The organism is Rhodococcus wratislaviensis, assembly GCF_900455735.1.
Classification (GTDB): domain Bacteria; phylum Actinomycetota; class Actinomycetes; order Mycobacteriales; family Mycobacteriaceae; genus Rhodococcus_F; species Rhodococcus_F wratislaviensis.
In genome coordinates, this window is sequence record NZ_UAUI01000015.1 from 1 (window position 1) to 24,947 (window position 24,947).

Annotated in this window: 27 protein-coding genes and 2 pseudogenes; 18 read left to right on the plus strand and 11 right to left on the minus strand. The window is 64.1% G+C overall.

From position 1 onward, the window contains the following. The coding region (locus DTA22_RS19720) for an NAD(P)-binding protein (protein WP_160118529.1) at positions 1–181 on the minus strand (181 nt) is incomplete at its 3' end. A 144-nt stretch (positions 182–325) separates the two neighbouring features. Here DTA22_RS19720 and DTA22_RS19725 point away from each other — a divergent pair. Beyond that, positions 326–985 carry a TetR/AcrR family transcriptional regulator gene (locus tag DTA22_RS19725; protein WP_112300653.1) on the plus strand — a complete coding sequence of 220 codons (660 nt, stop codon included), beginning with the start codon at positions 326–328 and terminating at the stop codon, positions 983–985. 269 nt (positions 986–1,254) lie between these two features. Here DTA22_RS19725 and DTA22_RS36820 read toward each other — a convergent pair. Further along, positions 1,255–1,384, minus strand: a pseudogene (locus DTA22_RS36820) (IS110 family transposase); the annotation flags it as partial. 155 nt (positions 1,385–1,539) lie between these two features. Here DTA22_RS36820 and DTA22_RS19730 point away from each other — a divergent pair. Genes DTA22_RS19730 through DTA22_RS19740 form a run of 3 tightly spaced genes read left to right on the plus strand, consistent with a single transcriptional unit; the run spans position 1,540 to position 2,621 of the window. Continuing rightward, positions 1,540–1,854: a hypothetical protein gene (locus DTA22_RS19730; RefSeq protein WP_112300654.1), complete on the plus strand. Its 315-nt coding sequence runs from the start codon at positions 1,540–1,542 to the stop codon at positions 1,852–1,854. Between the two features lie 33 nt (positions 1,855–1,887). Next, positions 1,888–2,097 (plus strand): glyoxalase, encoded by a 210-nt coding sequence (locus DTA22_RS19735; RefSeq protein WP_112300655.1) that lies wholly within the window; start codon positions 1,888–1,890, stop codon positions 2,095–2,097. Between the two features lie 56 nt (positions 2,098–2,153). After that, the gene (locus DTA22_RS19740) at positions 2,154–2,621 is read left to right on the plus strand and encodes a hypothetical protein (protein WP_112300656.1); all 468 of its coding nucleotides are present in this window, start codon (positions 2,154–2,156) and stop codon (positions 2,619–2,621) included. Between the two features lie 894 nt (positions 2,622–3,515). Here the strand turns inward: DTA22_RS19740 and DTA22_RS19750 are convergent. After that, positions 3,516–3,698, minus strand: coding sequence for a hypothetical protein (locus DTA22_RS19750; protein ID WP_245973293.1), 183 nt, complete (start codon positions 3,696–3,698; stop codon positions 3,516–3,518). A gap of 272 nt (positions 3,699–3,970) precedes the next feature. Here DTA22_RS19750 and DTA22_RS36095 point away from each other — a divergent pair, with 272 nt between their 5' ends. Further along, positions 3,971–4,126, plus strand: a complete 156-nt coding sequence (locus DTA22_RS36095; RefSeq protein ID WP_160118527.1) for a hypothetical protein — start codon at positions 3,971–3,973, stop codon at positions 4,124–4,126. A gap of 68 nt (positions 4,127–4,194) precedes the next feature. Here the strand turns inward: DTA22_RS36095 and DTA22_RS36100 are convergent, their stop codons facing one another. From DTA22_RS36100 to DTA22_RS19770, 4 genes and pseudogenes are all read right to left on the minus strand, one after another. Further along, positions 4,195–4,647, minus strand: a complete 453-nt coding sequence (locus DTA22_RS36100; protein ID WP_037227833.1) for a hypothetical protein — start codon at positions 4,645–4,647, stop codon at positions 4,195–4,197. An 85-nt stretch (positions 4,648–4,732) separates the two neighbouring features. Beyond that, complete coding sequence (locus DTA22_RS19760) at positions 4,733–5,395, minus strand: TetR/AcrR family transcriptional regulator (protein WP_037227835.1); 663 nt, start codon at positions 5,393–5,395, stop codon at positions 4,733–4,735. A 123-nt stretch (positions 5,396–5,518) separates the two neighbouring features. After that, entirely contained in the window at positions 5,519–6,103 is a 585-nt protein-coding gene (locus tag DTA22_RS19765) for a hypothetical protein (RefSeq protein ID WP_037227973.1), read from the minus strand. Positions 6,104–6,164: 61 nt separating this feature from the next. Further along, positions 6,165–6,491 (minus strand): annotated as a pseudogene (locus DTA22_RS19770) (TetR/AcrR family transcriptional regulator); the annotation flags it as partial. Between the two features lie 140 nt (positions 6,492–6,631). Here DTA22_RS19770 and DTA22_RS19775 point away from each other — a divergent pair. The 8 genes from DTA22_RS19775 (at position 6,632) to DTA22_RS19805 (ending at position 14,664) form a co-directional block, all read left to right on the plus strand. Then, positions 6,632–7,765: a VOC family protein gene (locus DTA22_RS19775; protein ID WP_037227837.1), complete on the plus strand. Its 1,134-nt coding sequence runs from the start codon at positions 6,632–6,634 to the stop codon at positions 7,763–7,765. Next, positions 7,762–8,700, plus strand: a complete 939-nt coding sequence (locus tag DTA22_RS19780) for a fumarylacetoacetate hydrolase family protein (protein WP_112300657.1) — start codon at positions 7,762–7,764, stop codon at positions 8,698–8,700. The genes DTA22_RS19775 and DTA22_RS19780 overlap by 4 nt, the downstream gene beginning before the upstream one ends. Beyond that, positions 8,697–10,586, plus strand: a complete 1,890-nt coding sequence (locus DTA22_RS19785) for an acyl-CoA synthetase (RefSeq protein ID WP_112300658.1) — start codon at positions 8,697–8,699, stop codon at positions 10,584–10,586. Before DTA22_RS19780 ends, DTA22_RS19785 begins: the two co-directional genes overlap by 4 nt. Continuing rightward, positions 10,583–10,939: a DoxX family protein gene (locus tag DTA22_RS19790; protein ID WP_037227843.1), complete on the plus strand. Its 357-nt coding sequence runs from the start codon at positions 10,583–10,585 to the stop codon at positions 10,937–10,939. Before DTA22_RS19785 ends, DTA22_RS19790 begins: the two co-directional genes overlap by 4 nt. Beyond that, complete coding sequence (gene mhpA, locus DTA22_RS19795; protein ID WP_112300659.1) at positions 10,936–12,486, plus strand: bifunctional 3-(3-hydroxy-phenyl)propionate/3-hydroxycinnamic acid hydroxylase MhpA; 1,551 nt, start codon at positions 10,936–10,938, stop codon at positions 12,484–12,486. The genes DTA22_RS19790 and mhpA overlap by 4 nt, the downstream gene beginning before the upstream one ends. Before the next feature lie 268 nt (positions 12,487–12,754). Further along, a complete protein-coding gene (locus DTA22_RS19800) occupies positions 12,755–13,990 on the plus strand; it encodes a fatty acid desaturase family protein (protein ID WP_112300660.1) in 1,236 nt (411 codons plus the stop codon). Positions 13,991–14,207: 217 nt separating this feature from the next. Then, on the plus strand, positions 14,208–14,483 hold the full coding sequence (locus tag DTA22_RS36825) for a hypothetical protein (protein ID WP_245973537.1): 276 nt from the start codon (positions 14,208–14,210) through the stop codon (positions 14,481–14,483). Further along, positions 14,374–14,664: an MFS transporter gene (locus DTA22_RS19805; RefSeq protein WP_235214452.1), complete on the plus strand. Its 291-nt coding sequence runs from the start codon at positions 14,374–14,376 to the stop codon at positions 14,662–14,664. Before DTA22_RS36825 ends, DTA22_RS19805 begins: the two co-directional genes overlap by 110 nt. A 207-nt stretch (positions 14,665–14,871) precedes the next feature. Here the strand turns inward: DTA22_RS19805 and DTA22_RS36105 are convergent, their stop codons facing one another. Further along, positions 14,872–15,036: a hypothetical protein gene (locus DTA22_RS36105; RefSeq protein ID WP_158461226.1), complete on the minus strand. Its 165-nt coding sequence runs from the start codon at positions 15,034–15,036 to the stop codon at positions 14,872–14,874. A gap of 1,291 nt (positions 15,037–16,327) precedes the next feature. Then, entirely contained in the window at positions 16,328–16,873 is a 546-nt protein-coding gene (locus DTA22_RS19815) for a flavin reductase family protein (protein ID WP_112300662.1), read from the minus strand. A gap of 171 nt (positions 16,874–17,044) precedes the next feature. Between DTA22_RS19815 and DTA22_RS19820 the strand changes: the two genes are divergently transcribed. From DTA22_RS19820 to DTA22_RS19845, 5 genes are all read left to right on the plus strand, one after another. After that, complete coding sequence (locus DTA22_RS19820) at positions 17,045–17,518, plus strand: nuclear transport factor 2 family protein (protein ID WP_112300663.1); 474 nt, start codon at positions 17,045–17,047, stop codon at positions 17,516–17,518. A gap of 111 nt (positions 17,519–17,629) precedes the next feature. Beyond that, on the plus strand, positions 17,630–18,760 hold the full coding sequence (locus DTA22_RS19825; protein WP_245973294.1) for an LLM class flavin-dependent oxidoreductase: 1,131 nt from the start codon (positions 17,630–17,632) through the stop codon (positions 18,758–18,760). Between the two features lie 92 nt (positions 18,761–18,852). Beyond that, positions 18,853–19,911 (plus strand): 3,4-dihydroxy-2-butanone-4-phosphate synthase, encoded by a 1,059-nt coding sequence (locus DTA22_RS19830; RefSeq protein ID WP_112300665.1) that lies wholly within the window; start codon positions 18,853–18,855, stop codon positions 19,909–19,911. A gap of 289 nt (positions 19,912–20,200) precedes the next feature. Next, on the plus strand, positions 20,201–21,037 hold the full coding sequence (locus DTA22_RS19840) for a mycofactocin-coupled SDR family oxidoreductase (RefSeq protein WP_112300666.1): 837 nt from the start codon (positions 20,201–20,203) through the stop codon (positions 21,035–21,037). A 918-nt stretch (positions 21,038–21,955) separates the two neighbouring features. Then, positions 21,956–22,801 carry an SDR family NAD(P)-dependent oxidoreductase gene (locus DTA22_RS19845; protein WP_112300667.1) on the plus strand — a complete coding sequence of 282 codons (846 nt, stop codon included), beginning with the start codon at positions 21,956–21,958 and terminating at the stop codon, positions 22,799–22,801. A gap of 1,186 nt (positions 22,802–23,987) precedes the next feature. Here the strand turns inward: DTA22_RS19845 and DTA22_RS19850 are convergent. Further along, positions 23,988–24,428 carry a nuclear transport factor 2 family protein gene (locus tag DTA22_RS19850; RefSeq protein ID WP_160118528.1) on the minus strand — a complete coding sequence of 147 codons (441 nt, stop codon included), beginning with the start codon at positions 24,426–24,428 and terminating at the stop codon, positions 23,988–23,990. A gap of 40 nt (positions 24,429–24,468) precedes the next feature. After that, complete coding sequence (locus DTA22_RS19855) at positions 24,469–24,945, minus strand: nuclear transport factor 2 family protein (RefSeq protein WP_112300669.1); 477 nt, start codon at positions 24,943–24,945, stop codon at positions 24,469–24,471. Positions 24,946–24,947 lie beyond the last annotated feature (2 nt).

The window sequence follows — 24,947 nt, forward strand, 5'->3', positions numbered from 1 at the left end:
ACGTTCCACCGATGTCGTCCGCGCGGTCGAGCACGACAAAGTCCTCGATGCCGTCCTGTTTCAGCCTGATCGCAGTTCCCAGCCCACCGAATCCCGCGCCGACGATGAGTACCTCGACCCTTTCGGGTGCGCGCCCGACGCTATCGACCGGAAGTTCCACCGGTATTGCAGACCTGACCATTCGGACGCCCTCCTCGTTGTTGCCGCGCATGTCGAGAACGTTAGAACTGACATCACTCGCTGTCAACAGCAGTCGATGTCAACATACAACGGGCTGCCACACACGCGTCCGACTCACATCTCGCCGCAGTGAGAGGATGAAGACATGACCGAAATCGAGACCGGCCGCAGCGCCCCCCGCCGATGGCGCGGACAGGAGCCCGAAGACCGACGAGCCGCACGCCGCGAACAACTGATCGAAGCAGGCCTGGAAATCATGGGGACGGACGGCGCAGCCGCCACGACGATGCGGGCAACCTGCCGTCAAGCAGGCCTCACCGAGCGGTACTTCTACGAGAGCTTCGCCAGCAGGGATGAACTCCTGGTTGCCGTCTTGGACCGTGTCGTCCTCACCGCACGCGATACGTTGATCACGGCGCTGCAAACATCCCCGACGGAGCCACACGACCTTGTTCGGCACGTCGTCCGCGCCTTTACCGACTACATCGCAAGGGATCGTCGCCGCGGGAAGATCATGTTCGTCGAGTCGCAGAGCGTCCCAGAGCTCGCACAACGAGGCGAGCAACTCGTGAAAGAATTCACGGCGCCGATCGCGGCATCACTCGACAGGCTGAGCGGCGACGACACACGCGACAAGGTCACCAGTCAACTCAACTCGATAGCGATCTTCGGCGCACTCGCCTTCCTGTACCAGCACTGGCTCACCGGAAACTCCCGAATCTCCAAAAGCCGTATCATAGAGCATATTTCGTTGGTGATCGAAGCCCAGGTCAATGTCAACAGCACGCCGGATCCAACAAGGTGACGTTCAATGTCCATGGCTCCGATCTCAGCGCAACGCAGAGATCAGCGCGCGGACGTGCGACTAGATTCTGTCCGCAGTACAGCTGATATGTAGGCAAACTGATATACGCGGGCTGGATACCGCAGGAAGGGATTTCGGCTGGATCGTATCCGCGCGTCCAGAGTCGAGCATCGACCCGAAGGCAGGTCTGCTCACAGTTGTGTCGCGGGTCGATCCAAAGCACGGCCACCACCGACTCAAAACCGACGAAGCAGGTCAGGTGACTGTCCTCAACAGTCCATCACCGCCAGCGACCAACACCAGCCGGCCAACTCGCGGGCGATAGCGACGTTCACCCCATCGCCCGCGCATCACCGCACCGACGTGATACCGCAGCCGGTGATGCCATGCCGCCTCGACCCATCGACACCGATCCGCCGCAACAGCCGCTCCGGTAAGTGACGCACGTCACACTAGCTCCGGGGTTGGTCGGTGTAACGCTTCCGGCCCCCACACACACCGTTCGAGTAGCCGCAGACGCTGGGCCCGCGGCACTCGAATGAGGAACACCCACCATGAGCACCACACAGCTCCACCCGATCACCCACTCCGCCACCAGCACCTCCTCCTGGAAGCGACTGGCCGCCGTCGGCGCCGCGACCGCCGCACTCGGACTCATCCCGGTCGGCGCCGCCAACGCCACCACCGCACCGTCGAACCCCGCGCAGCCCGTCGCCGCCGCCGTCACCCACGACAATCCGCTCGACCGCGACAACGACATGCAGCAACGCCAGCACGACCGCCAGCGTGACCAGCGGCAAGACCGGCGCGCCGAAACCATCGTCCTCGACCAGATCCTGGCCGGCTGGAACAGCAACACCCACCTGTAGAGCAGCCCGGCGAGACCCCGCGAGAAGGCAACCATGAGCACCACCGACACCCGCTCCCCCCAGAACGTCACCACCACGGCAACAACATTCAGTAGCACCACCGACCTGACCAGTGCGCTGATTCGCGCGGCAATCGCTCACGGCGAACACGAGAACCGCACCGGCGCAGCGGATCCGAACTGGCCCGACTGGTACGCCGCCTACATGGTCGCCGAACAGGCCGGGACGGAGCCGCCCCTCTAACCGTCCTCGACACCCGGTCACCCCCTCACCGTTCACCACCCACCCAGGAGAACACCATGTCCACGATCCACCTGCACCAGACCACCACCGCAACACCCGAACAGTTTCTCGACGCACTCACCGACTTCGGGCCCGGCCGGCAGGCACTGTTCGGCAACAGCGCCGACGACTACCTCCACGTGCACGAACTCGGCACCACCCACGCCGACGTCACCGAAGGATCGGGCGGGGCCTGGGAACGCCTGCACTACGACTGGACCGACCCCCACCGCGTCGTCATGACGACCACCGACTCCAACCTGTGGGGCGGCAACTCCGGCCACACCTACACCTTCACCCCGCGGCCCGACGGAACGACCGACGTCGACGCCGTCGTGGTCCGCGACGGCAAGAACCTCAAAGGACGAGCGCTCGGGGCCGTGCTCGGCGTCTTCGGCACCCGCGTCCTGGGAACGGCGTTCGACAAGACCGTCGCTGCCATCGAAGCCCGCAACCACACCCCGCGAACAGCGAACAACACCTAAACCCCACAGTCGCGCCGTCGAGCACCGCAACCACGGTGCTCGACGGCGCCACCGTGTCCGAAAAGTCCGTGGAAGCGAAGGCGAGCCCGCTACGTCCGCGTCGGGCCCACCGTCACGGTGTCGACGAAGGGGCTGCCTTTGAGGGCGGTGTCTTCGCCGGCGTCCGGCGCCCCCGCACCGCCTTCCCGGCAGGAGTGGGAGTGTTCGCTTCGGCCGCGGGTGCGGCCGGGACCGCCGACGCGGCCGCCGCCTTCGCTCCGGCACCGGTCGACTGCTCACCGATCCCCGGCTCGTCCGGCCTCGTGCCGAGTTCGAGTTGCTCGAGGACCAGCGCCGTCCCCCCGGACCGCGGCCACGATCGGCCACCGCACCACACCGGTCAACGCGACCACACCCAAGGTCAACACAGCCGCCGGCGTCGAATGACTTCCACGCCGGGCACCCTCCTGGGCCCCGACTGCCGCACCCTTCAAACTGCCGACCAGGCCGCCGACCGCGGCTCCACCGACCGCGCCGAGGCCAGCCGTCGCAGCCGCACCCACTCCAGTCACCGCCCGTGCCGTACCACTCACCAGATCCATCACCTGTCGCCCCGCTCCATCAGTGCCCGAGATCGACGACGACGCCGATCCTGTCCGACCGGGAGTACCCCACCGACCCTCCGCCTGAACAGGTCGAGGGACCCGCCCGGTGAACGCAGCCGTGGGTGGCTTGCGTTGCCCGTCCGCCTATCACTCCCCCGGGGATGTGACCGGCTTGGGCGTCAACTCCGGTTCCGCATGGCGGCCGGTGCTGGGATCGATGGTGAGGTCCTCGGAGTCGGCGAAGATCAGGCATCCGTCATCGACCGCGACCGCCCACCGATGCACCGCCGCCGCTGATCCAGGACGCTGATCAGTCCCTGGACGGTCGCTCGGTGCCTCGCAGATCCGGGTACCGGGCGATCAGCCCGGCCACCAGCTGATGCGCCTCGGCGAGTTGGCCGCGCAGACCTGCACCCAGCTCCCCGTCTTGGGTGTGGCCTGCGTGCCGGGTGCTCTCGATCTGGGCCGTGAGCGCCGCGATCTCGGCGTCCATCAGGTCACGGAACACCCGCGCCTGGGCGATATCGGGGGTCGAGGTCGTGCTCGGTCGGTGTCATCCGGTGCTCTCCTGCTCGGTGCGGCGGCACTCCAAATGATGGTGCCGCGGTGCGTGAGGGGTGACTGCGCCGCTGCAATCCACCGAGCATCGTTGCCAGCCCGGCGACCGACGTCAACCCGCCACCGCTCCCCTACCGCGGTACGAAAGATTTGTGGTGCTTGGTGAAACCCTTCCCGAGCACCGTCGACGGGACCACAATTTCTGTCATGGACGTCACCGAAGAACAGCACATCGACGCGGTGCGCACATCCGATCCAGCGGTACCAGTTCCTCGGCCAAACTCCGTCAGCTCGGCGTCCCCGCGCAGCAGCATCGTCTCTCCCATCTTCTCGACGGCGGTCATCTCGACCGCGGCCAGCTGACCTGGCTTCGCCGCGGAGTGCCGACCCTGTTCGAGCAACTCGCCGACAACCTCCCCGATTACGTCAGCTCAGCTAGCGGACCGCGGACCTATCGAGACAGGGCCGCCCAGGTGGAAGCGGCGGCGGACAGATGCCTCGGATAGTGCACTTCTCGTTGCGCAGGTCTGCCGGGTCAAGAGCGTGCGCCTCGAACAGCGCCACCGCACACTCGGTGATTCACGCATCCACTTGTAACCGTGCACAGTGGCCGAACCGAGGTTGTAGAACCACTTGCCGCCGTACACAAGCCCCCGGGTTAGTCCGTCGGTGTCGTGCACCGGAGGGTAGGTGGCGAGCCATTCGGACACCTGCACAACGGCTTCGCGGAAGATGGGGGCCTTCGTTTTCCGAGCCGTTTGGACAAACGAACGACGCACGGTGAAATCGCGCTGGTGCTCAAGGAACTGCTCGTACTCCTGCGGCGCCAGCACATGATCGCCGTTCGCGTGCCCGCTTTCTGTGGTGGTGAGGTAATACTGCATCCTTCATCTCTGCAGCTATCACCCCGAGCGACCGGCGCCGGCGCTCATCTCGGTCAGTGTCGTGTCCGGTCCGCACATTCGGACACTATGTAGCGGTTGCGCCGTGGGTTTGATCGTCGGCGTCGGGTAAGGGGCGTCGGCAGATTTCGTGGGCTTCGTCGGCGGAGAGACCGAACATGCGCAACAGGTCCTCGGTGACTTGGTCGGTGTCCTCCGCGTCGTCACGTTCGGGGTGGTCGTGCAGCAGTTGACCCAGACAGAGCGCGGCCCCCGCTGTGATCGTCAGGGCCAGTTCGGGGTCGCGCACGTTGAACCGGCCCGCACGGGCTGCTGCCTCGATATCGCGGCGAGCTCGCGGCGCCAGGCCTTTGTCCGAGCTGACCAGACTCGGCCCGTCGCGGAGCAGAACTTTGCTCAGTTCGGGATTTCTGCGATGCAGGCGTCCGGTCAGACGGAAGCTCTGCGCAAAGATCTGGGCAGGGTCGTCCAGATCTGCGGTCAGTTCGTCGAGTACCGCGCCGTGGCGGTCGAGGGCCTCCTCCACGGCCGCGTGGAAGAGCTCCTCCTTGGTCTGGAAGTGGTTGTAGAACGACCCCATTCCGACATCTGCGGCCTGGGTGATCTCGAGTATCGGGGCGGTCAGTTTCCCTGCCGCCATGAAGGACTGGGCTGCGCGTACGAGTGCGGCGCGGGTACGCGCCTTGCGCCGTTCCAGGCGGTTCGGCGCATCGGTGATCTGCTCTGTCATGCCGTGCCCTTCTCCTGATCCGTCCGACCTTGCCCTACAGTACCCGCGTGTCATCAATATTGACGAATTCCTCAACCTTGGCGGCTACTCCAGTCCGCAAGCAGTCGCCACACACGGTCCAACCTAATGCGCGAGGATCTTGATGCAGACCACGAGTACGCCCACTCCGACCAAACCTGTGATGGTGAACAGCTTTTGCCACCAACGTAATTGGGCCATCCGTACGGCCAACAGAGCAATTACCCCAAGTTCGACGACGAGGATCCACATCGCGATCCACATCGCGTTGGATAGACTCAATAGTCCGACGGCAGCTGCGATCAATACAAGCAGGGGCAAGACCGCGGCCTCTACAATCTGGCCGGAGGCCTGCAGCATCCGCAGCGCTGCCCGTCCGCGCGGAGCACTGTGGTGCGCGCCGAGGTGCGCTACCCAGTCGGCCAGCAGGCTCGCCGCCCAGAGCCCGCCGGTGGCCACCGCGACATCCAGGACCCGAGACCATGGGCTCGTGTCGGGAGCCGTGTAGCGGACGAGGACGGCAAGCGTCGCCAAACACGTCATCGCGCCGTACACACGCTCCCGCAGGAGCGCTACGACCTGCTCCACGGGAATTTCTTCCCGATTCGCCTCGCCGGCCCCGCTCACTTCGGTCACCAAGCGAATCGGTTCGAATCCGTCTTGCCCGAGCAACCGCTGCACCAAACCCATTTCAGCCATCAGCATCCCGCCGACGACGTGTCAGCCCGTGGGTGAACAGCGTTGCTGGGCCCGGGCTCCTACGATGCGGGCGTCCGGTCAGATGCAAACTCTGCGCGAAGACCTCGGCGGCGTGCTCCCTGCCGATGGGCAGTTCGTCGAGCGTCGCGCCGTGGCGGTCGAGGGCCTCCTCCACGGCCGCGAGGGAGAGCTCCTCCGTGGTCTGAAAGTGGTTGTAGAACGACCCCATTCCGACATCTGCAGCCTGGGTGATCTCGAGTATCGGGGCGGTCGGTTTCCCTGCCGCCATGGATGACTGGGCTGCGCGTACGAGCGCGGCGCGGGTACGGGCCTTACGCCAGCTCAGGCTGTTCGGTACATCGGTGATCTGCTCGGTCATGGCGTGCGTGCCCATCTCCTACTCGTCTGAGCTGGCCCTACCCTACCGCTCGTCATCAATATTGACGAATTCCTCAACTTCTCTTGACTGACGATATGGTCGTAAGTGACGATATCGTCATTACCTGAAGGGAGTGGTCAATGAGTGTCCACCATGACCCGCATACCGGTCTGCACAGTGAGCCGGGCGCCCTGGCGGGCGAACACCGGGGGCGGGCCGCCGAGCCGATCATCAAGGTGCATGACCTCGCGTGGCTGGAGTTCGAGAAGCCCGACCTCGAGCGGGCGGAGGCGTTCGCCCATGCCTTCGGTTTCACGACGGCGCTCCGCACCGCACACGAACTGCAGTTGCGTGGTACAGACCCCGGCTCGCCGTGCGTGCTCATCCGCCGAGGCCCGCGGTCGCGGTTCGTCGGTCCCGCCTTCCGGGCTGCCGACTCGACCGACGTGCTGCGACTGGCGGACGCGGTCGGCGGTGCGGTCGTGCCCCTCCCCGAGAGTCTGGGCGGGATCACGGTCGATCTTCTGGATCCCAGCGCATTGGGAGTCCGCGTCGTGTCCGACATGTTCGAGTTGCCGGCGCTGTCCGACCAGACCCCGCTCCCACTGAATTTCGGCCACGACCGCGGGCGGGTGAACGCTCCTCAGCGGCCGCCCCGCGCGCCGGCCACCGTGCAACGGCTCGGTCACGTCGTGCTCCAGACGACGACGTACCTCGAAACACTCAACTGGTACCTCGAGCACCTCGGACTGATCGTCAGCGACTTCCTCTTCTACCCCGGTCAACGGGCCCGGGGCCCGATCATGAGCTTCATCCGCTGCGACCGTGGCGCCACGCCCACCGACCATCACACGCTCGCGATGGTCCTCGGCCCGGCCAACCGCTATGTGCATTCGGCATATCAGGTCGCCGACCTCGACTGCCTCGCTGCAGGAGGCGAATACCTGCTCGACCGGGGCTACCGCCGGTCCTGGGGCATCGGCCGGCACATCCAGGGCAGCCAAATCTTCGACTACTGGCGCGACCCTGACGGATTCATGGTCGAGCACTTCAGCGACGGCGATCTTTTCGACAGCACGCTCGAAGCAGGCTGGGCACCGATGACCGCGTCCGGACTGTCCCAGTGGGGGCCGCCCGCCACCAAAGACTTCCTCGGATTGAACCCCGGTCGGGAATCACTCCAGGAATTGCGCGCCATCGTCCACGCGCTGCGCGCCGACAACGAATTCGACCTCCACCGCCTCCGCGGCCTTCTGAAAGTTGCCAGCTCATGACCATCTCCGTCCTCCGCACCGCCGATGCCTGGTGGGTCGTCACACCCACGGGTGCCGCACGGGTAGACACCGCGGCCACCACCACCGCCCAACTGCTGGCCGACCGACCGGCCGTCGAGGCAGCCGCGTTCAACAAGGGCACCGTGAACGTCGAGACTCTCTCGTTGCTCTCCCCGGTCACCGCCCCCTGCCGGGTGGTCGCACAGATGACGAACTTCGCCTCGCACGTCGAGGACGCCGGGATGAACCCCGCCACCATTCCGTTGACCTTCTTTCGAAAGGCATCCGGTTCGATCAGCGGCCCCAACGACGACGTGATCCGTCCTGCCCACGTCCAACTACTGGACTACGAGGTGGAGATCGGGCTCGTCCTCGCCCGCGACATCCCGGTCGGGACAGCGATCACCGCAGACACTCTCGCCGATCACGTTGCCGGCCTGGTTGTCACCAACGACATCTCCGCGCGCGACATCCAGCTTCCCAAAACGCAGTTCTACGAGGCCAAGTCATACCCGACATTCACCCCGGTCGGCCCCGCCCTCGTACTGCTCGACGGCGACGAGCTGAAGCGGTTCACCGACCTGCGCCTGCGGCTCTGGGTCAACGGTGAACCGCGCCAGAACATGACCGTTGCCGACATGATCTACCAGCCGACCGAGACTCTGCAGGCGCTGACCCGGTTTCAACGCCTCGATGCCGGGGACTTGCTGCTGACCGGAACGCCGGTCGGGACGGCACTGAGCGCCCCACCGAAGCCGATCGCAATCCTCTCCTCCCTGCTACCGCCCGCAGTCAAATGGAAGCTCTTCTTCGCGGGCCAGGCCAAGAATTCGAACTACCTGCAGGACGGCGACCTCATCGAAGCCACTGTCGCCACCGACGACGGGACCATCGACTTGGGGCGCCAGCGCACGGTGGTGAGGTACGCGCGATGACCACCGACCTGCTGTGGCCGCGTTACGCGGTTCCCACCGATCTGACGACGATCGAGGCCGTGCCGCTGCGCGATCGGGGGCTTCCGGAATCCACCTATGCGTTACTCACCCGAGCGGCCCGCATGTGGCCGGATCGCCTCGCGCTCACCATCCTCCCGGACGGTGCACGGTGGCGGCAGCCATTGCAGCGCAGTTTCTCCGAACTACTCGACGATGTTCACCGTTACGCGAACCTGCTCCATCATCTGGGCGTGCGGCGCCACGACGCCGTCGCCCTGATGGCGCCGAACTGCGCCGACTTGATCCCCGCGACTCTCGCCGCACAGCTTGCCGGCATCGCCGCTCCCATCAACGCCGCGCAGTCGCCGCAGCACATCGCTGAATTGTTGCGCCGCTCAGGTGCCCGGGTACTCGTCGCGGCCGGACCCGAACTCGCGCCCGAGACATGGGAGGCCGCGCACCAGATTGCCGTGAGCGGGAAAGTGGACGCCGTGCTGGTCTTGCGGCCCACCGGCGCCGCCGGCGCGCCTGCGGACCTGCCCGAGGTCGACGGAGTGCGGATCGGCTACCTCAGTGCGATGTCGGCCGACATCGATTCCTCCGACTTCATCGGTGATCCACCCCGCGGGTTCGACGTGGCCGCACTGTTTCACACCGGTGGTACCACCGGTGTTCCGAAGCTGGCCGCCCACACCCACGACAACGAGGTCGCCGATGCCTGGATGCTGGCCGCGAACTCGTCGTGGGACTCGGACTCCGTCGTTTTCGCCGCCCTGCCGCTGTTTCATGTCAACGCCTTGATGGTCACGCTGCTGGCGCCGCTGTTCAAGGGCCAGGGCGTGGTGTGGGCCGGCCCGCTCGGCTATCGCGACCCGATACTGTCCAGCCAATTCTGGAAGATCGTCGCGCACTACCGCATCGCGTCGATGAGCGCGGTGCCCACCGTGTACGCGGCCCTCGCGCAGCGCCCGGTCGACGCCGACATCAGTAGTCTGCGATTCGCCATGGTGGGGGCGTCGCCTCTACCGACCGCGCTCATCGAGAAGTTCCAGGACCACACGGGGGTGCTCCTTCTCGAAGGTTACGGACTGACGGAGGCAACCTGCGCGAGTGCACGCAGCTTTCCCGACGCGCCACGACCTGGCTCGGTCGGGGTACGGATGCCCTATCAGCAGGTCAAAGTGGTACGCATCCGTGACGACGGCGCCTGGGACGACCTGCCCACCGGAGCGACCGGAGTGCTGGCGATCAGCGGTCCGACGGTGTTCGCCGGCTATGTTTCCGGCCACGACGAACACGGACCCGTTCTCGACGGCATGGGCAAACTGGTCGACGGCTGGCTCGACACCGGCGACCTGGCGCGCGTCGACAGCGACGGCTTCATCTACCTGGTCGGACGCGCGAAGGACGTCATCATCCGGGGCGGGCACAACATCGATCCAGCGGTCGTCGAACACGTCCTTCTGGACCATCCGCAGGTCACCGCGGTCAGCGCGGTGGGACGCCCAGATGCCCACGCCGGCGAAGTGCCCGTTGCCTACGTCACCGTTGTCGCAGACGCCGACATCACCCCGCGCGAGCTGCAAGCCTGGGCTAGCGAGCGCGTCCCCGAACGGGCCGCGGCACCCAAGGCGGTCACCATCCTCCCCGCGTTGCCCGTCACGGCGGTAGGCAAGCTCTACAAGCTCGCACTGCGCGCCGACGCGACACGGCGCGAACTCGAGCATGCCCTCGCCACCGTCGCAGGCATCGACAGCATCCAGGCGTCCGTCGAGGACGGTTCGATCCTTGCCACCGTCGAGATCGACGGACCTGCCGGCGAACCGACGGTCAAGGCGATCCTGGACCGATATGCGATCAATTGGAAGGTCACGGTGCGCACATGACCACCGCATCACTAGTTCTGGCACTCTGCCTCGCAGTCTTCTACCTCCTGCTCGGCGTCGGCAAAATAGCGGCAACCACGCCGATGCGGGAACGAGCAGCCCACGCCGGTATGCCCGTCAGCACGTATCGGGGCATCGGTGCGCTCGAGGTCGCCGGTGCCGTCGGTCTCCTGATCGGAGGACTCGTGCCGGCGCTCGGCGCCGCAGCCGCCATCGGGCTGCTGTTCCTGATGGTGGGTGCCGTCGTCACACACCTACGCAACGGTGACGGACTGCGTGAGATGGCGCCTGCCATCGTCGTCGGCGTAGCCATCGTGGCCTACCTCGTAGTCCTGTTCGGATCGATCCGATGAGTGAACGGGTCGTCCCAGTCGTCATCGTCGGTGCCGGACCCACCGGACTGACCGCCGCCACGCTGCTGGCTCAGTACGGTATCGAGTGCCTGCTACTCGAGCGCTGGGAGGGCGTCTACGCGCAGCCACGGGCGGTCCATCTCGACGGTGAGATCCACCGGATCGTGGCGCACCTCGGGATCGCCGAGGAATTCGCGGTGATCTCCCGGCCCTGCCTCGGGTTGCGGCTTGTCGACCGGAACATGCGCGTTCTCACCGAGTTCCACCGAGACCCCGGTCCGGGCGTCCACGGCTACCCCGAGGCCAACATGTTCGACCAGCCGCAGTTCGAGGAGATCCTGCGCGCCAACCTGACACGGCACCCGAAGGCCTCCCTCCAAGGCAACGTCGAGGTCACCGGGCTGGCCGACGACACGACCGGCAGCGTTCGCGTCGACTTCACCGACCGAAACACCGGTATGCAGGAATCGGTGCGGGCCGGGTACGTCCTCGGCTGCGACGGCGCCAACAGCCTGGTCAGAAACCAAATTCAGGCAACTATGCGGGACCTGAAGTTCGACCAACGCTGGCTGGTTGTCGACGTCGCGACCACCGCCGACCTCAGCGCGTGGGAGGGCGCCCACCAGGTGTGCGACCCCGTGCGCGCGGCAACATACATGCGGATCGGAAACACTCGCTACCGCTGGGAGTTCCGGCTCAAACCCGGCGAGACCGCCGACGACTATCGCGACATTGCTCGACTGCAACCCCTCATCTCGCCGTGGATGCGGAACACACCGGTCGACGACCTGAAGCTCGTCCGCGTGGCCGAGTACACCTTCAAAGCCCAAATCGCGGACCGATGGCGCGACCGGCGCGTGTTCCTACTCGGCGACGCCGCCCATCTCACACCACCGTTCATCGGACAAGGGATGGGGGCAGGGATCCGCGACGCGATGAACCTCGCCTGGAAACTTGCCGGCGTCCTCACCGGGGATCTGCCCGACAGCGCACTCGACACCTACGAGATCGAACGCAAACCCCACGCGCTCGCACTGATCCGGCGCGCCCAGCTCGTCGGAATGGCCATGACCGAAGGAGGCGAACTCGGCAACCTCATCCGCCGCATCGTCGTACCGCTGCTGCACCGTATGCCGGGCCTGAGCGACAAGATCATGGACGGCGAAACCCCGGCCCTCCACCGCTCCACTCTGATAGAACGACCTCGACTACGCAGAAGCCGAGCGGGCCGCCTGATCCCTAATCCGGACCTCGACCAGGGTCGCCGATTCGCCGAGGTCGTCGCCGGCCGATTCGCGGTTGTCACCTCCATCCCCCCGACCCCGACACAACGCACCGACATCGAACAACGCGGCGGCACAGTCCTGCTGGCTCGACCCGGCACCGATCTGCACCACTGGCTACGCCGCGCCCGCGCCCGCGCCGCCATCATCCGGCCCGACGGCACCGTCCTCGGTAGCGGCAACGACCTGCCCGCCCTCTGCACAATCCTCCCCCGCTTCACACCGACCATGCGCCAACGTCCGCATCCAGTGACCCACCCCTAACGGAGTCTCCACTGCGCACGCATGACGAGGCTCTGACGTACCGGCCCGAGATGTGACCCTCGCGTTCGACCGGGCCCGCGGCGATAAGACCGTCCGCACTGTCCTGCTGGACGGTGCGGTCGGTCGTCGCCGCGGCCCCAGAGCGCGGTAATTGCTCGCCCTGTCCGCCTTTCGACAGCGAAAAACGGTGCGTACCAGTCAAAGTGATTATCATCATAAAATACCGGCCCGTAACCTACGGTTCCGTAACTTACGGTACCGTAGGCGCATGGCGATATCGGACATCAAGGAATACGCGCACCTCACGGATGCCGACGTCGAGGCCATCGGCCGCGACCTGGATGCGATCCGGCGGGACATCGAGGAATCGCGTGGTGCACGCGACGCCCGGTACCTCCGCAACACCATCCGGCTGCAACGCGGCCTGGAACTCGGCGGCCGCGCCGTGCTCTTCGGCTCCCGCAGGCGCTCGCTGTGGGTGCTGGGCACCGGGATGCTCTCGTTGTCGAAGATCATCGAGAACATGGAGCTCGGGCACAATGTGATGCACGGGCAATGGGACTGGATGAACGATCCCGAGGTGCACTCCGTGAACTGGGAATGGGACAACGCCGATCCGTCGGCGCACTGGAAGCTCACCCACAACTACGCGCACCACAAATACACCAACGTACTCGGCATGGACGACGATGTGGGCTTCGGCCTGCTCCGCGTCACCCGTGACCAGCGCTGGAAGCCTTTCTACCTCGGCAACCTCGCCTACAACGCGATTCTCGCGGCGCTGTTCCAGTACGGCCTCGCCATCCAATTGCTCGAGCTGGGCAAAGTGACCCGGGGCCGGGACGACCGTGAACTCACCAAGATGCGCGGCAAGGAAGTGCTCGCCAAGCTCGGCAGGCAGACCCTCAAGGACTATGCCGTGTACCCGGCGCTGACCGGCAAGGCATGGAAGTCCACGGTAAAGGCGAACGCGACCGCCAACCTCGTCCGCAACCTGTGGACCAACGCCGTAATCTTCTGCGGGCACTTCCCGGACGGCGCCGAGAAGTTCACCAAGACCGACGTCGACAACGAGACGCACGCCCAGTGGTACCTGCGGCAGATGCTCGGCTCCGCGAACATCTCCGGCGGCCCCGTCATGGACTTCATGACCGGCAACCTGAGCTATCAGATCGAGCACCACCTCTTCCCGGACCTGCCCTCCAACCGCTACCACGAGATCTCGATCCGCGTGAAGCAGCTGTGCGACAAGTACGACCTGCCGTACACGACCGGCCCACTCGCGGTGCAGTACTGGAAGTCGTGGCGCACCATCGCGAAGCTCTCACTCCCCGACAAGTACCTCACCGACACCCGCGACGCAGCACCCGAAACCGCGTCCGAAGCCGGGTTCGGCGGTGCCCCCGCGACCGATCCACTCACCGGTCGCCGTATCGGACTCGCCACGACGATCGAGAAGAAGCGCAAACGCGGTCCCGTCCGTCGAATCCTCGGAATGCGCTGACCAGCAACCATTTCCCCGTCGATACGGTCTCCGACATCAGAGGACGCCAAACTGGTCCGAACGAAGGTCGCGGCGCTGCTCGACGCCGGATTCCATCGGCTACGACCCCGTCGAGGAACTCAGCTACACCGATCCCGGGGTCGGGCTCGCCCCGCGCGATGTAGAACAGGAGATCGGCTTCGGAGATGCCCTCGAGCTGCCACTCGTGCGTTGTGCGTTGCAGCTCCTGAGCCGCAAGACGGGAACGCCGGCGTTGATCATCGAACGATTCCTCGACGACGTGGCCTACTGCCTGGAACTGGAGGACATGCGCGAGGAGGTCCTCAGCGTCGTCGAGCGGCGCCCGCGCGATCGGCCCGATCGTCGGTGGTGCACAGTTGACCGTGACGACGTCCCAGACCCTTTTTCCGGCGCTGGGAGTCGTCTTCGCCGTGCTGGTCATACCGCTGTGGTCGCGACGCCGCGCTGGCACGGCGATGCCGCGCTCACCTGAACGGATGCTGCCCGCACTTGAGGCGTCGACGCGGTTCGTCCGGAATTCCGCATGGACCCGGAGGCTGTTGTACCGCCTCTCGGTCTTCGGTGTGCCCTCGAGTTGCCTGTGGGCGCTCCTACCCGTGATCGCGCACGAGCGGTTGGGCCTGTCCTCGAGCCAGACAGATTCCCCCACATGAGGTTGTTCGCCCCACCTCGGCTGGTAAAAGTTCCACTCGCGCCATAACGCGCAATCGGGAACTGGACTACCGGGTCGATGCCCTTCACGTGGGTAGCGGTCGCGAAGTCCGTACCGGAATCGACGAATTGCGCCCAGCAGGGGGCCCAGCCATCGAGGGTGGCGTCAGAACGATCGGGGCGAATCTCGTGCCGCTCAGTCGAACAACTCAATCGTGGCCGTCAGCCAGCGAGAAGTAATCGCCACCGTAGGCAGTGGCGCGCTTGGCGCGCCCGCGGTCCACCGAGACGTCGAGGTGTGCGAAGGCCTCGCAGATCGCGATCATCTGTTGAACGAGTCGAGACTCGAGAATCGCCGTCGGCGTCGGGTCCACGGAAGCTTCGTGGCGGCCCCGGCTGCGGTCGTGCCGGCGTTCAACGGCAATTCGCTCGTGACCTCGTCGAAGCGGTCCTCATGCTGACGATGCCCGACATCGCTGTCCTCGACATCACCGACCCGTGGCCGCGTCCTGGGCGACCAGTCACCGGCCGGCATATGTGAAGTGGTTGCGCTTCGCCTCCCGCGCCTCCCGGGGTGCGACGGTTGAGGTCGGCATCGCGGTGGACGGGCCCGGCGGCCTGTAGGAGTAGGGGCGTGGTCGAGATTGGCGAACACGATCCGCTGGTTGATCATGTCGGCGACCCGGCGCAGCGGTGAGGCGAGGTGATACGGGGTGCGCGATAGGACTCCAGCATTTCCTGCCCTCGGCACCAGCTTTTGGCGTTCGGTCCCGCAACCACGGACATCACTCTCGTGTTCTCACAAGCCACTGCGTCGACGGTCGACGCGGGGACCGTCCTTGGAGGTTGTGGATCCTTAGCAGGCCGTGTATCGATTGGTCGAGGACCTCACACCTCGAGTAGCTTGGTGATGTCATCGGCAGGCGAAATGTGAACCCGCTGACCCACGGGCTAGAGTTGACGTCCTCTTTCACCGACAGTTGCCTCCCCACACTTTGTGTGCGGGGCGTTCCCCGCAGCCTGCCACTGTCAGTCCGAAGGCCAAAATGTTCGCCGCCGCGTTCGCTCCCACGACGGGGTCGAGTTTCAGATCCATCGGTGGCCATTGGTGTTGCACCGTCCGCTGAGAACGCATGCGCGTTCCATCTCGCATGTTTCCCCGAAGTGTCCGCACCCATATCCGAAAATTTTGTCAACGGCCGGTATACGAGATTCGTCACGAAATGGGTGTGGCAGTGTTCGCGTGCCGCTGGGCAAGGCGGCTCCGATTGCCGCAACGAGCCCAGCGTGCGCGTTGGAGTCGACTAATCTATGCCGGCCAGGCGGCGGGCGTGGTACCGAGCGCTCGAAGCAAGATCCAGTCTATTAATTGGGCTCTATGTGTCCTTCAATGAATTCCCCGTCATACCAACCGCGGTCCCCTGCGTAAGACAGCATGGCTCCGAAGTCCTCACGCCACTCACGGGTGCGTGGTCCTTGGTTGCGGAGCCAAGCTGATCTAATGAAGACCGCGTCGTTGTCGATGTAACCGATTTTTGCGCGCACCAGCGACTGGTGGGCTTTCTCGCGATCGCAGCGAATGCGTACGTGAAACGCCTTGAGATCCAATAGGTGACGAGTCCAAAAACCGTCAGAAGTGACCTCGATGTACATTGTCTTCCTTCCCTAGCTCGACAGGTTAGGACCGGAGCGCGCCATCCGATGGAACTGGCTGTCGTGGAACACGATGGGTGATACGGAACTGTGCATCTTGATGCGGTTGACGGTGAGCACTGCGATTTCGTGATCACCCGCCCGAACCTGCTCGTAGATTGAACAGTTCAGCCAAAGGGCTGCGCCGGCAATGAAGACCGCCCCGGAACTGTCGCGAACCCAATCTATTCCTGCGAATCTATCGGGCACTCGCGACGCGAGTGCCCGTGCGGTCGACGCGTGCGCGTCGGCCAGCACACTGAGACCCAGAGATTGGGCTCGACGGAGCAGCGGCCATGTAGTTGACGTGAGGGCGACGCACACGGATACCAGTGCTGGTTCGAGCGACACTGACACGAACGAACTGGCTGCGATGCCGGCCGGCTCGCCGTCGATCACCGCGCACACTGCCGCGACGCCTGATGGAAACCGGCCGTACGCGCCACGAAGTACATGCGGCGACAGATCGTCGCCGCCGCAGAATCTGTCATCGAACCCTGCAGCCTGAATTTCTGACATTGACACCGCCACTCTGAACGAACTGAACTGGGTTCATTTCATTCTATCGCAGACGCCCGCGCACCAGAAGCGTTTCGGGTGCTCGACTTCCAGCGCAGAGACCTATTGACGAGACGTGGGTCACAGCCTAATCTTCGCATGAAGTGAGTTCAGTTTATCAAAGGAGAGCGCGTGCCTACTGACGAGGAGTTGCGAGCGTCGAATATCGACATCGCCCGCAGGTATCTCGACGCAATCAACACCTGGGACTTCGCTGTCAAACGTGAGCTCCTCTCGGAGCACATAGTCTTCGAAATGCGTTACGCACCACCGGGATTCAATCGTCGAATGGAGGGTATCGAGGAAGTGATGGCCTTCCTGGAGACCATTCCCTCCCTCATCGAGACCGAGGGGCTGTACGACTTCAGGCTCGAGACGTATCACTCCGATCCCGGGGAGGTCATCGCCGAGTACAAGAGCGACATGAAGATGGTCATTCCGGTCGAGCTGAGGAACGAGTACGTCACGCGTTTCACCATCCGGGATGGGAAGATCACCCATTTCTGCGAGTTCTTCGACCCGATTCCCCTGGTTGTCGCTCTCGGCGGCCGGGTGGAGCCAGCGACCATCGAAAGCGCCAGATCGGCCCATGCCGCAGGCGCCTAACGCCCATCAGCACCATATGTGCTCGCTGGGCTCCGACAAAAGTCACGCTAGACCGAGAAACCGAGGTGTTGCATGTCCGAATCCAATTACCCGACCGCGTTCGGTGTCTTCATGGCCCCCTTCCACAAGATCGGAGTGAGCCCCACCGTTCTCTATGAGCGGGACCTGCAGATCATCGAGCTCGCCGACAGCCTCGGGTTCCAGGAGGCGTGGCTCGGCGAGCACCACTCCGGTGGTCACGAACCGATCGGCGCGCCCGAAATGCTGCTGGCAGCGGCTGCGCAACGAACCAAGACCATCAAGCTGGGGACGGCCGTCAACTCGCTGCCCTACCACAATCCCTTCCTCCTTGCGGAACGCCTGGTCACCCTCGATCACCTATCTCGCGGTCGCGCGATCATGGGCTTCGGTCCCGGACAGCTGCTTTCCGACGCTTACATGCTGGGTATCGACCCGACGAAGCAGCGCGACATGATGCTCGAGGCCGCGGAGGTCATCGTTCGGTTGCTCCGGGGTGAGACGGTGACCGAGAAGACGGATTGGTTCGATCTGCGCGAGGCCAAACTGCAGGTACGCCCCTATAGTGTGCCAGAGCTGGATGTAGTTGTCGCAGCTGTCACCTCACCGTCCGGGCCTGTCACTGCCGGGAGGCTGGGCGTGGGGATGATCAATCTTGCTGCCACAAGCCCTGCCGCATTCGGCGCCCTTCGCGGTCATTGGAAGATCGCCGAGGACGAGGCGGCGAAGGCCGGGCGGACGGTGTCTCGTCGGAACTGGCGGCTCTCGGCGATCACCCACATCGCCGAGACGGAAGAGCAGGCGCGCCAGGACTGCACCCACGGGTTCGAGGAGATCTGGAACTATCTGGCGCATATCTCGCCGCTGCCGGCCTCCGAGAAGCCAGACGTCGAGGGAATGATCGACGAGGCCATCGAGTCTGGGTCGGTGCTGATCGGAACCCCCGACACTGCAATCGAGAAGATCCGGCAACTTGCCGACCAGACGGGCGGCTTCGGAAGCTTTATCATGACCCTCACCGACTTCACCGACTACGAGCGCCAACGAAATGCCGTCAAGCTCTGGGCCGAGCACGTAATTCCCGAGTTCCGGGGCCAGCTGAAGCCGATCCGCGAGCACAACGCGTGGGTGCGGGGTAACGAGTGGAAGGCCGAGACCATGGCGGCCATCAACGCTGCCACCGAGAAGTACGCGGCACAGCATCAGCCGGTAGCGGTCAACTAACACTCCATTCTCTCGAGCTGTGACACAGCCGTGTACAGCAGCCCGAGAGACAGGGCAGTTCCCGGCCTGACCACCAGGAAGACGATCTCACCATGACTATCACCGACGAGAATCCGCTCGCGCAGAGCATCAGCCTCGCACCGACGCTCGCTGACATCCGCGCGGAAGAACGAGTGATGGCCGCGATCAATCAGCTGTCCCGCGGGGAGGCCATCATCCTCACCGATGGGGTCGACTCGCCGACCAGCGGTGAGATCGTCATTCCTGCAGTTCGGATCAGCACGACTGATGCCGCTTTCGCTATCCGTCACTCATCAGGATTCCTGCAAGTCGCCCTACCGTCGGACCGTTGCGACGCCCTATTGCTTCCGGCTCAACAGGGTGCCGCTCCAGGTGCCGAACAGTGCGTCACCGTCGACGCGGCCACGGGTATCACCACCGGCATCTCTGCCGCGGACCGGGCACGCACGATCCGGCTCTTGGCGTCCTCGGATGCGTCACCCGCTTCATTCAGCCGTCCAGGCCATGTGGTGCCCCTACGCACGGACGCGGCCCTGCCAATGTCGGAATTCGGGCATCCCGAAGCGGCAGTCCATCTGGTAGCGGCAGCCGGGTTCCCACCCGCCGCGGTGCTCACCACAATCGTCGGCACTACCCACCCAACAGACGTCGCCTCAGGTGACGACCTGCATGAGTTCGCCCGCACCCACCAACTTCCTATCGTCGGGCTCCGTGACCTCGTCTCAGGGAAGACACCATCGCCAGGCCTCCACGTGTCAGTGGATACTCCAAGCGGAAGAACGCATCTCGAGTCATTCACCGACCTGGGTCACAACTACCTCTATGTGGCAATTGGTGAGCTGTCCGGTCGAGAGGACGTTCCCTTGCACCTGATTCCAGCAGATCGAGTGGTGATTGACGCAGGATCTTCACGGGCCGAGCCGCGCATTCTGATCGGACTTCCCCAGACGCCGGGGGATGAATATTGCCGTGTGATCGACAGGCTTCAACAGCCGCACAGCGTGATCCGCACCATCCTCCGCCGTCTCGGTTGCCTATCAGTGGTAGCACACTTCGACCTCGACAAGCCTCAGATCACCGGCAACGGAAGGACCATTCACGGCGTCTGCAGTTCCGACGCAAGAGGATAACCTCCTTCCCGCGTTTGCCGCGATCTTCCTGGGATCGACCCAGGTTCATCCCGGCCGAGCGAATGTGGCTGGGACGCTGATAGCGATCGCTCTGCTGGCAACCGGAGCCAAGGGGCTTCAACTGCTCGGCGTGCCGATCTGGACGAGCAGCCTGTTCAACGGTGCCGCGCTCTTGGCCGCAGTGTCCATAGCTCAGATCAGGCGCAGTAAGTCGCGGTCATAGCTCGCCGCACGCCCTGATCTCTGCCGCCGAATCGTCCCCAACCTACCCACGAGAAGAGGAACGGAAATGGCCGATCTAACAGGGAAAACTGCCCTCGTAACAGGTGGAGCGCGAGGACAGGGCCGTTCGCACGCCCTCGCCCTTGCCAAAGCCGGCGCTTCAGTCGCCATCCTCGACGTCTGCGAAGATATCAAGAATGTCTCGTACCCCCTTTCCTCGCAGGCGGAGATGGACGAAACGATGCGGCTCATCAACGAGGCTGACGGGAAAGCTCTTGCACTCAAGGCAGACGTGCGCGACCGGGAGGCAATCAGCGATGCAGTCGAACGGATCGTCGACACGTTTGGATCGCTAGATATTCTTGCAATCAATCACGGCGTCATGGCGATCAGCGAATTTCGCCACATGGATCCTGCCGACTGGGACGTGGTCATCGACATCAACCTCAACGGCGTATTCAACGTGCTGCACGCGGGACTTCCGCATCTGCTGAATCAGACCTGGGGACGGGTGATCATCACGTCGTCGATGGCGGGCAAAGGCGGGTACCCGCAATTCAGTCACTACTCGGCCTCCAAGTGGGCGGTCATCGGGCTGGCAAAGACCGTCGCCCTCGAGGTGGCCACCACCGGGACCACCGTGAACGTCATCTGTCCCTGCTGCGTCGACACACCGATCATCCACAACAGCGTCATGTACGGGCTATTCCGACCCGACCTCGACTCCCCGACAATCGACGATGTCGCCGAGGAATTCCGCCGGTATCAGCCCCAGGGAGTTCCATGGATTCCCCCTCAGGCAATCACGGACGCACTGATGTTTCTGGTCTCAGACGGTGCGAAACACATGACCGGAGAGACCCTCTCAGTTGCGGCAGGCCAAAACGCCAACGGTGCGGCATAACCAGTCCATCACCGTCATATCGTTCGCGGCGTCCATCAGGGTGCGGATTCACAGGAAGGACGGGCGGGATTGGAGGTGCGGTCGCGGGCGGCGACCACCCGGCCGAACATGCTGAACAGATCGTGGGCGTGACCGGAATGAGCAACACATCGGCGCGAACCCCAGATCCACCCTCGGTGCGCGGTGATCGATGGGGCGTGTCCTTGAGATATTCGGCACGGCTGACTAATTCGGATTTCCTCCGTTCCGGACTGTCCCACAACGCCGGGCATCTCGGAGGTGCCACTATCACCATTCGGACGGTAGCGGGCGCAGTCTGCGAAACCCGAGATCTCCTCCCGACCGCCACCGGTACGGCGCCATCACCCGTGCTTCACCAACCCCACCGCACCCATTCCCTCGACTCCGGCATGCCCCACCGCACACCCGCCTTCATCGATATCGTGCACTCGGACCGGATCGACGGACCTGCTCCACCTGCCCTGGGTGCGTTGTCGGCGCCAACTCCGCCTGAATCCCAGCACTCGGCGACCGCCACTGTTCGGAGGCCACGCCTTGCTCGGTGTTCACGACACGATCATCGCCGACCGATGCCCCGGGGGCAGGCACAGCGCTGCCCCTACCACTCGCGTTGTGACGCCGAAGCCATTCCCTTTCAACTGATTTCGGTTGCACAGCCGACAGAAATAGAGTTCACTTAACTGAGTTCAGTTTACGCAGTAGTCGCAAACGGAACCTACTTCGCGAGGCGGCCGCCTCCCGTGGCGCATGAGGAAAAGGAGCGAGAATGACCAGCAAGCCGAATATCCGAATCGAGCCGATAATGGCCCCTTGGAAGGATCTAACCCTCGCGTCCATCGCGGCGACGCCGTCGGATCGTCCCTGTCCTAGGCCCGCACTTGTCGAGGGACAGCCGGCATGATCAATCTCACCGGCAAGGTCGCCATTGTCACCGGCGCAGCGTCCTTCCATGGCGACGACGATCCTTACCGCGTCGGCCAAGGCGCATCGACAGCGAGTCTGCTTGCGCAACTCGGCGCCAAAGTCGTACTCGCGGACATCCACGGCGAGGTTGCGGAGCAACGGGCGAAGCAGATCAGGGCCGACGGTGGCGACGCGATCGCCGTCGAGACCGACGTCCGCGTCGAGGAACAGGTCCAGCGGATGGTTACGACCGCGGTGGACGAGTTCGGACGCCTCGACATTCTGCACAACAACGCCGCCGACCTGAGGATCCCATGGGAGCCCGGCGACCCCCCCATCACGGAATTCGTGGTGGACACCTTCCGTACCCAGATCGCAACACTGCTCCTGGGCCCGATGCTCGGCTGCAAGCACGCGATCCCGGCAATGGTGAACACCGGCGGCGGCAGCATCACCTGCACGTCGTCGATATCCGGCGAAATGGGCGAGCTCAACTTGACCACCTATAGCGTCGCAAAGGCGGGCGTCAACCAGCTCGTGCGCGCTGTCTCCGCACAGCATGGCAAACAGGGAATCCGGTGCAACGCCGTGGCGCCCGGACTCATACTGAGCTCCCCCGGTCTCCAACTCGGGGACGAGCTGATTACCCAGTACACGCGCCACTGCGACACCCCTCACGTCGGTCAGCCCGAGGACATCGCCCGGGTCGTCGCGTTCCTGCACTCCGATGCCGCGCGATACATCACAGGGCAGGTCATCAGAGTCGACGGGGGCTTCACCGAGCACTCCCCGATGGTCACCGAGGGTCGTGCATCCGGCCTCGTCGCCGGAACCACGTGAGGATCAGCGCCTTGCGACACCCGCCGAAAACGCGAGGCGACAGGACATCCGGACACCCCGCACTCTGACCTGATCGGTGAAAGCGCCCCACCGAGCAATGGGGTTCACATCGTCGTCGGCGGGTTTGGCGACTTCTCTGTTGAGAATGTCCGAATGGACGTAGTGACGTCACCCCGAAACACGCATGTTTCGCGAAATGTCAGGTCCGCCCTCGCGGATCGGAGAGTTGGGGGCTCCCCGATCCACGTGACGGTCAGGCACGGTCCCGCCCCAGCGATTGCGGCCGAAAGGGAGTAGCGTGCACCAATAGACGTGATCGCGAAAGCATCGCGAATCGGCTCCGGTCAGGCCTGCGCGCACGTGGATTGCTCACCTGAGCAAGCGGCAATGGCGTTCGCGGTTCCCGATCGGGACGTCTCGTCCTCATGCCGCAGCCCAGATCCAGCGCGCCCAAGAGACACAATCTCGAGGAATTGGTTCCGATTACCCGTCTCTGCGGAGTCACGCTCCCACCGTGAGCGCGGTCTCGGTGGGAGCGCGGTCTCGGTGGGAGCGCGGTCTCGGTGGGAGCGCGGTCTCGGTGGGAGCGATCGAGCACCCCAGTTGATAACAAGCAGACGGCGTGAACACAGTGGCACACCCACGCTGTCGGAACCGAGAGCGCGACACCGGGAACGGGTCACTCGGACCCACCTGCCCCTGCCGCCAGCATCGATGCGGCGCACGCCACTACGTGCAGGCCGACGGTGTAGCGCCCCTGCCAGCTACCCATCGGAGGCGGCGGCGCTTGACTGCGCCACAACATAACCGGCGTTACCACCTCTTCCCGGCACCTCGTTGGCACCACGTCTCCCGACCAACAACCCCTGCCTCGAAGCGAGTCACCATTCCCATCGTGTGCTGGAGTTCGAGAAGATAGGCTCGCTTCCTGAGCTTCGTTCAGAGCGTCAGCATGACCTTGATGGCGCGGCACTCATGCATTGCCTTGTAGCACCCTCGGCCGCCTGTTCCAGCGGCAGGATCAGGCACAAGGCACTCAGAGCTCGGAACTTCGCACCTACGCCGTACCTACACTTTCGGTGGACACGCGTCCGCCTCGGCCCCCGCCGACCAACCTCATGACACGATCGGTCTGTCCGGAGCCTCTACCCGGTAACGTCGAGTGTTTCTATGAACCTCAGTGTGTTCAGTACGAATCGAGCTGTGGTGGCATCAGTGGACTAATGCGTCGTGAGGCGATACGCCAACCGTCCGCAGTGCGCCTGTAAGTATCGTCGTTGAGGCAAAAGCACCGAACGGTCGCACCATCTTTGTTGTGTCCGTCCTGGAGGAGGTAGTTGCTCCCGTAAGCCTCGTCGGAACCGCTGAACTCGATGACGAAGTTGCTGAACAGGTGCATCTGGTCCGCCATGACTTCCTGGTTATGGGCGAAGAACTCCTGGATCGCCGCGCGACCCGAGTAGCTCTTTAGTCCCATCGGTCCGGCGTCGAACACGGCATCATCGGCATATGGCTCCATCAGCGCCTCCATGTTGAACTGGTCGAGCCCCCGTGCGTAACGCGCAGAGAGCATACGAATTTCTTCGATGTCCGCGGTTTGCTGCGGGCTGACGGTGGGAATGGTCATGCACTCTCCTCGATAGGTCTGTGAGTTTCCGGGCGACAAATCACTCGGCGGCGGCTTGACGGGCCAGGAAGCCCTCACCAAGCATGCGCTCGGGCCAAATGAAGTTGAGACTCTGGCGCAAGATCTTCCAACCGTCATCGGTGCGGCTGTAGGACTCCTCGTAGACGCCAAGCCAGTAGAGTGGGCTGCCCCCTTCGCGGATCTGATCACCGGTGACGAAGTCGAGAAGATAGACAAGCCCCGTCGCAGTGTCCGTCCCGGTGAGCTCGACGACGTGATTGACCACGACGTGCAGGTTGGAGAAGTACCCACTGGCGTAGAAGGGTCTTTCGGCCGCGGCGAAATTCTGTTTGAACTCAGTCCGGTCCGTCCAACTCCCGTATGGACCGAAATCACACACCGCGTCGGGGTGATACAGCTCCACCAGCTCATCCAAACGGCCCCCGTCGAGGTAGGCCGATCCGAGAGTTCGGAGATGTTTGATGGATTCGATGTCGAGCAGTTCTTCGATTGTCATGA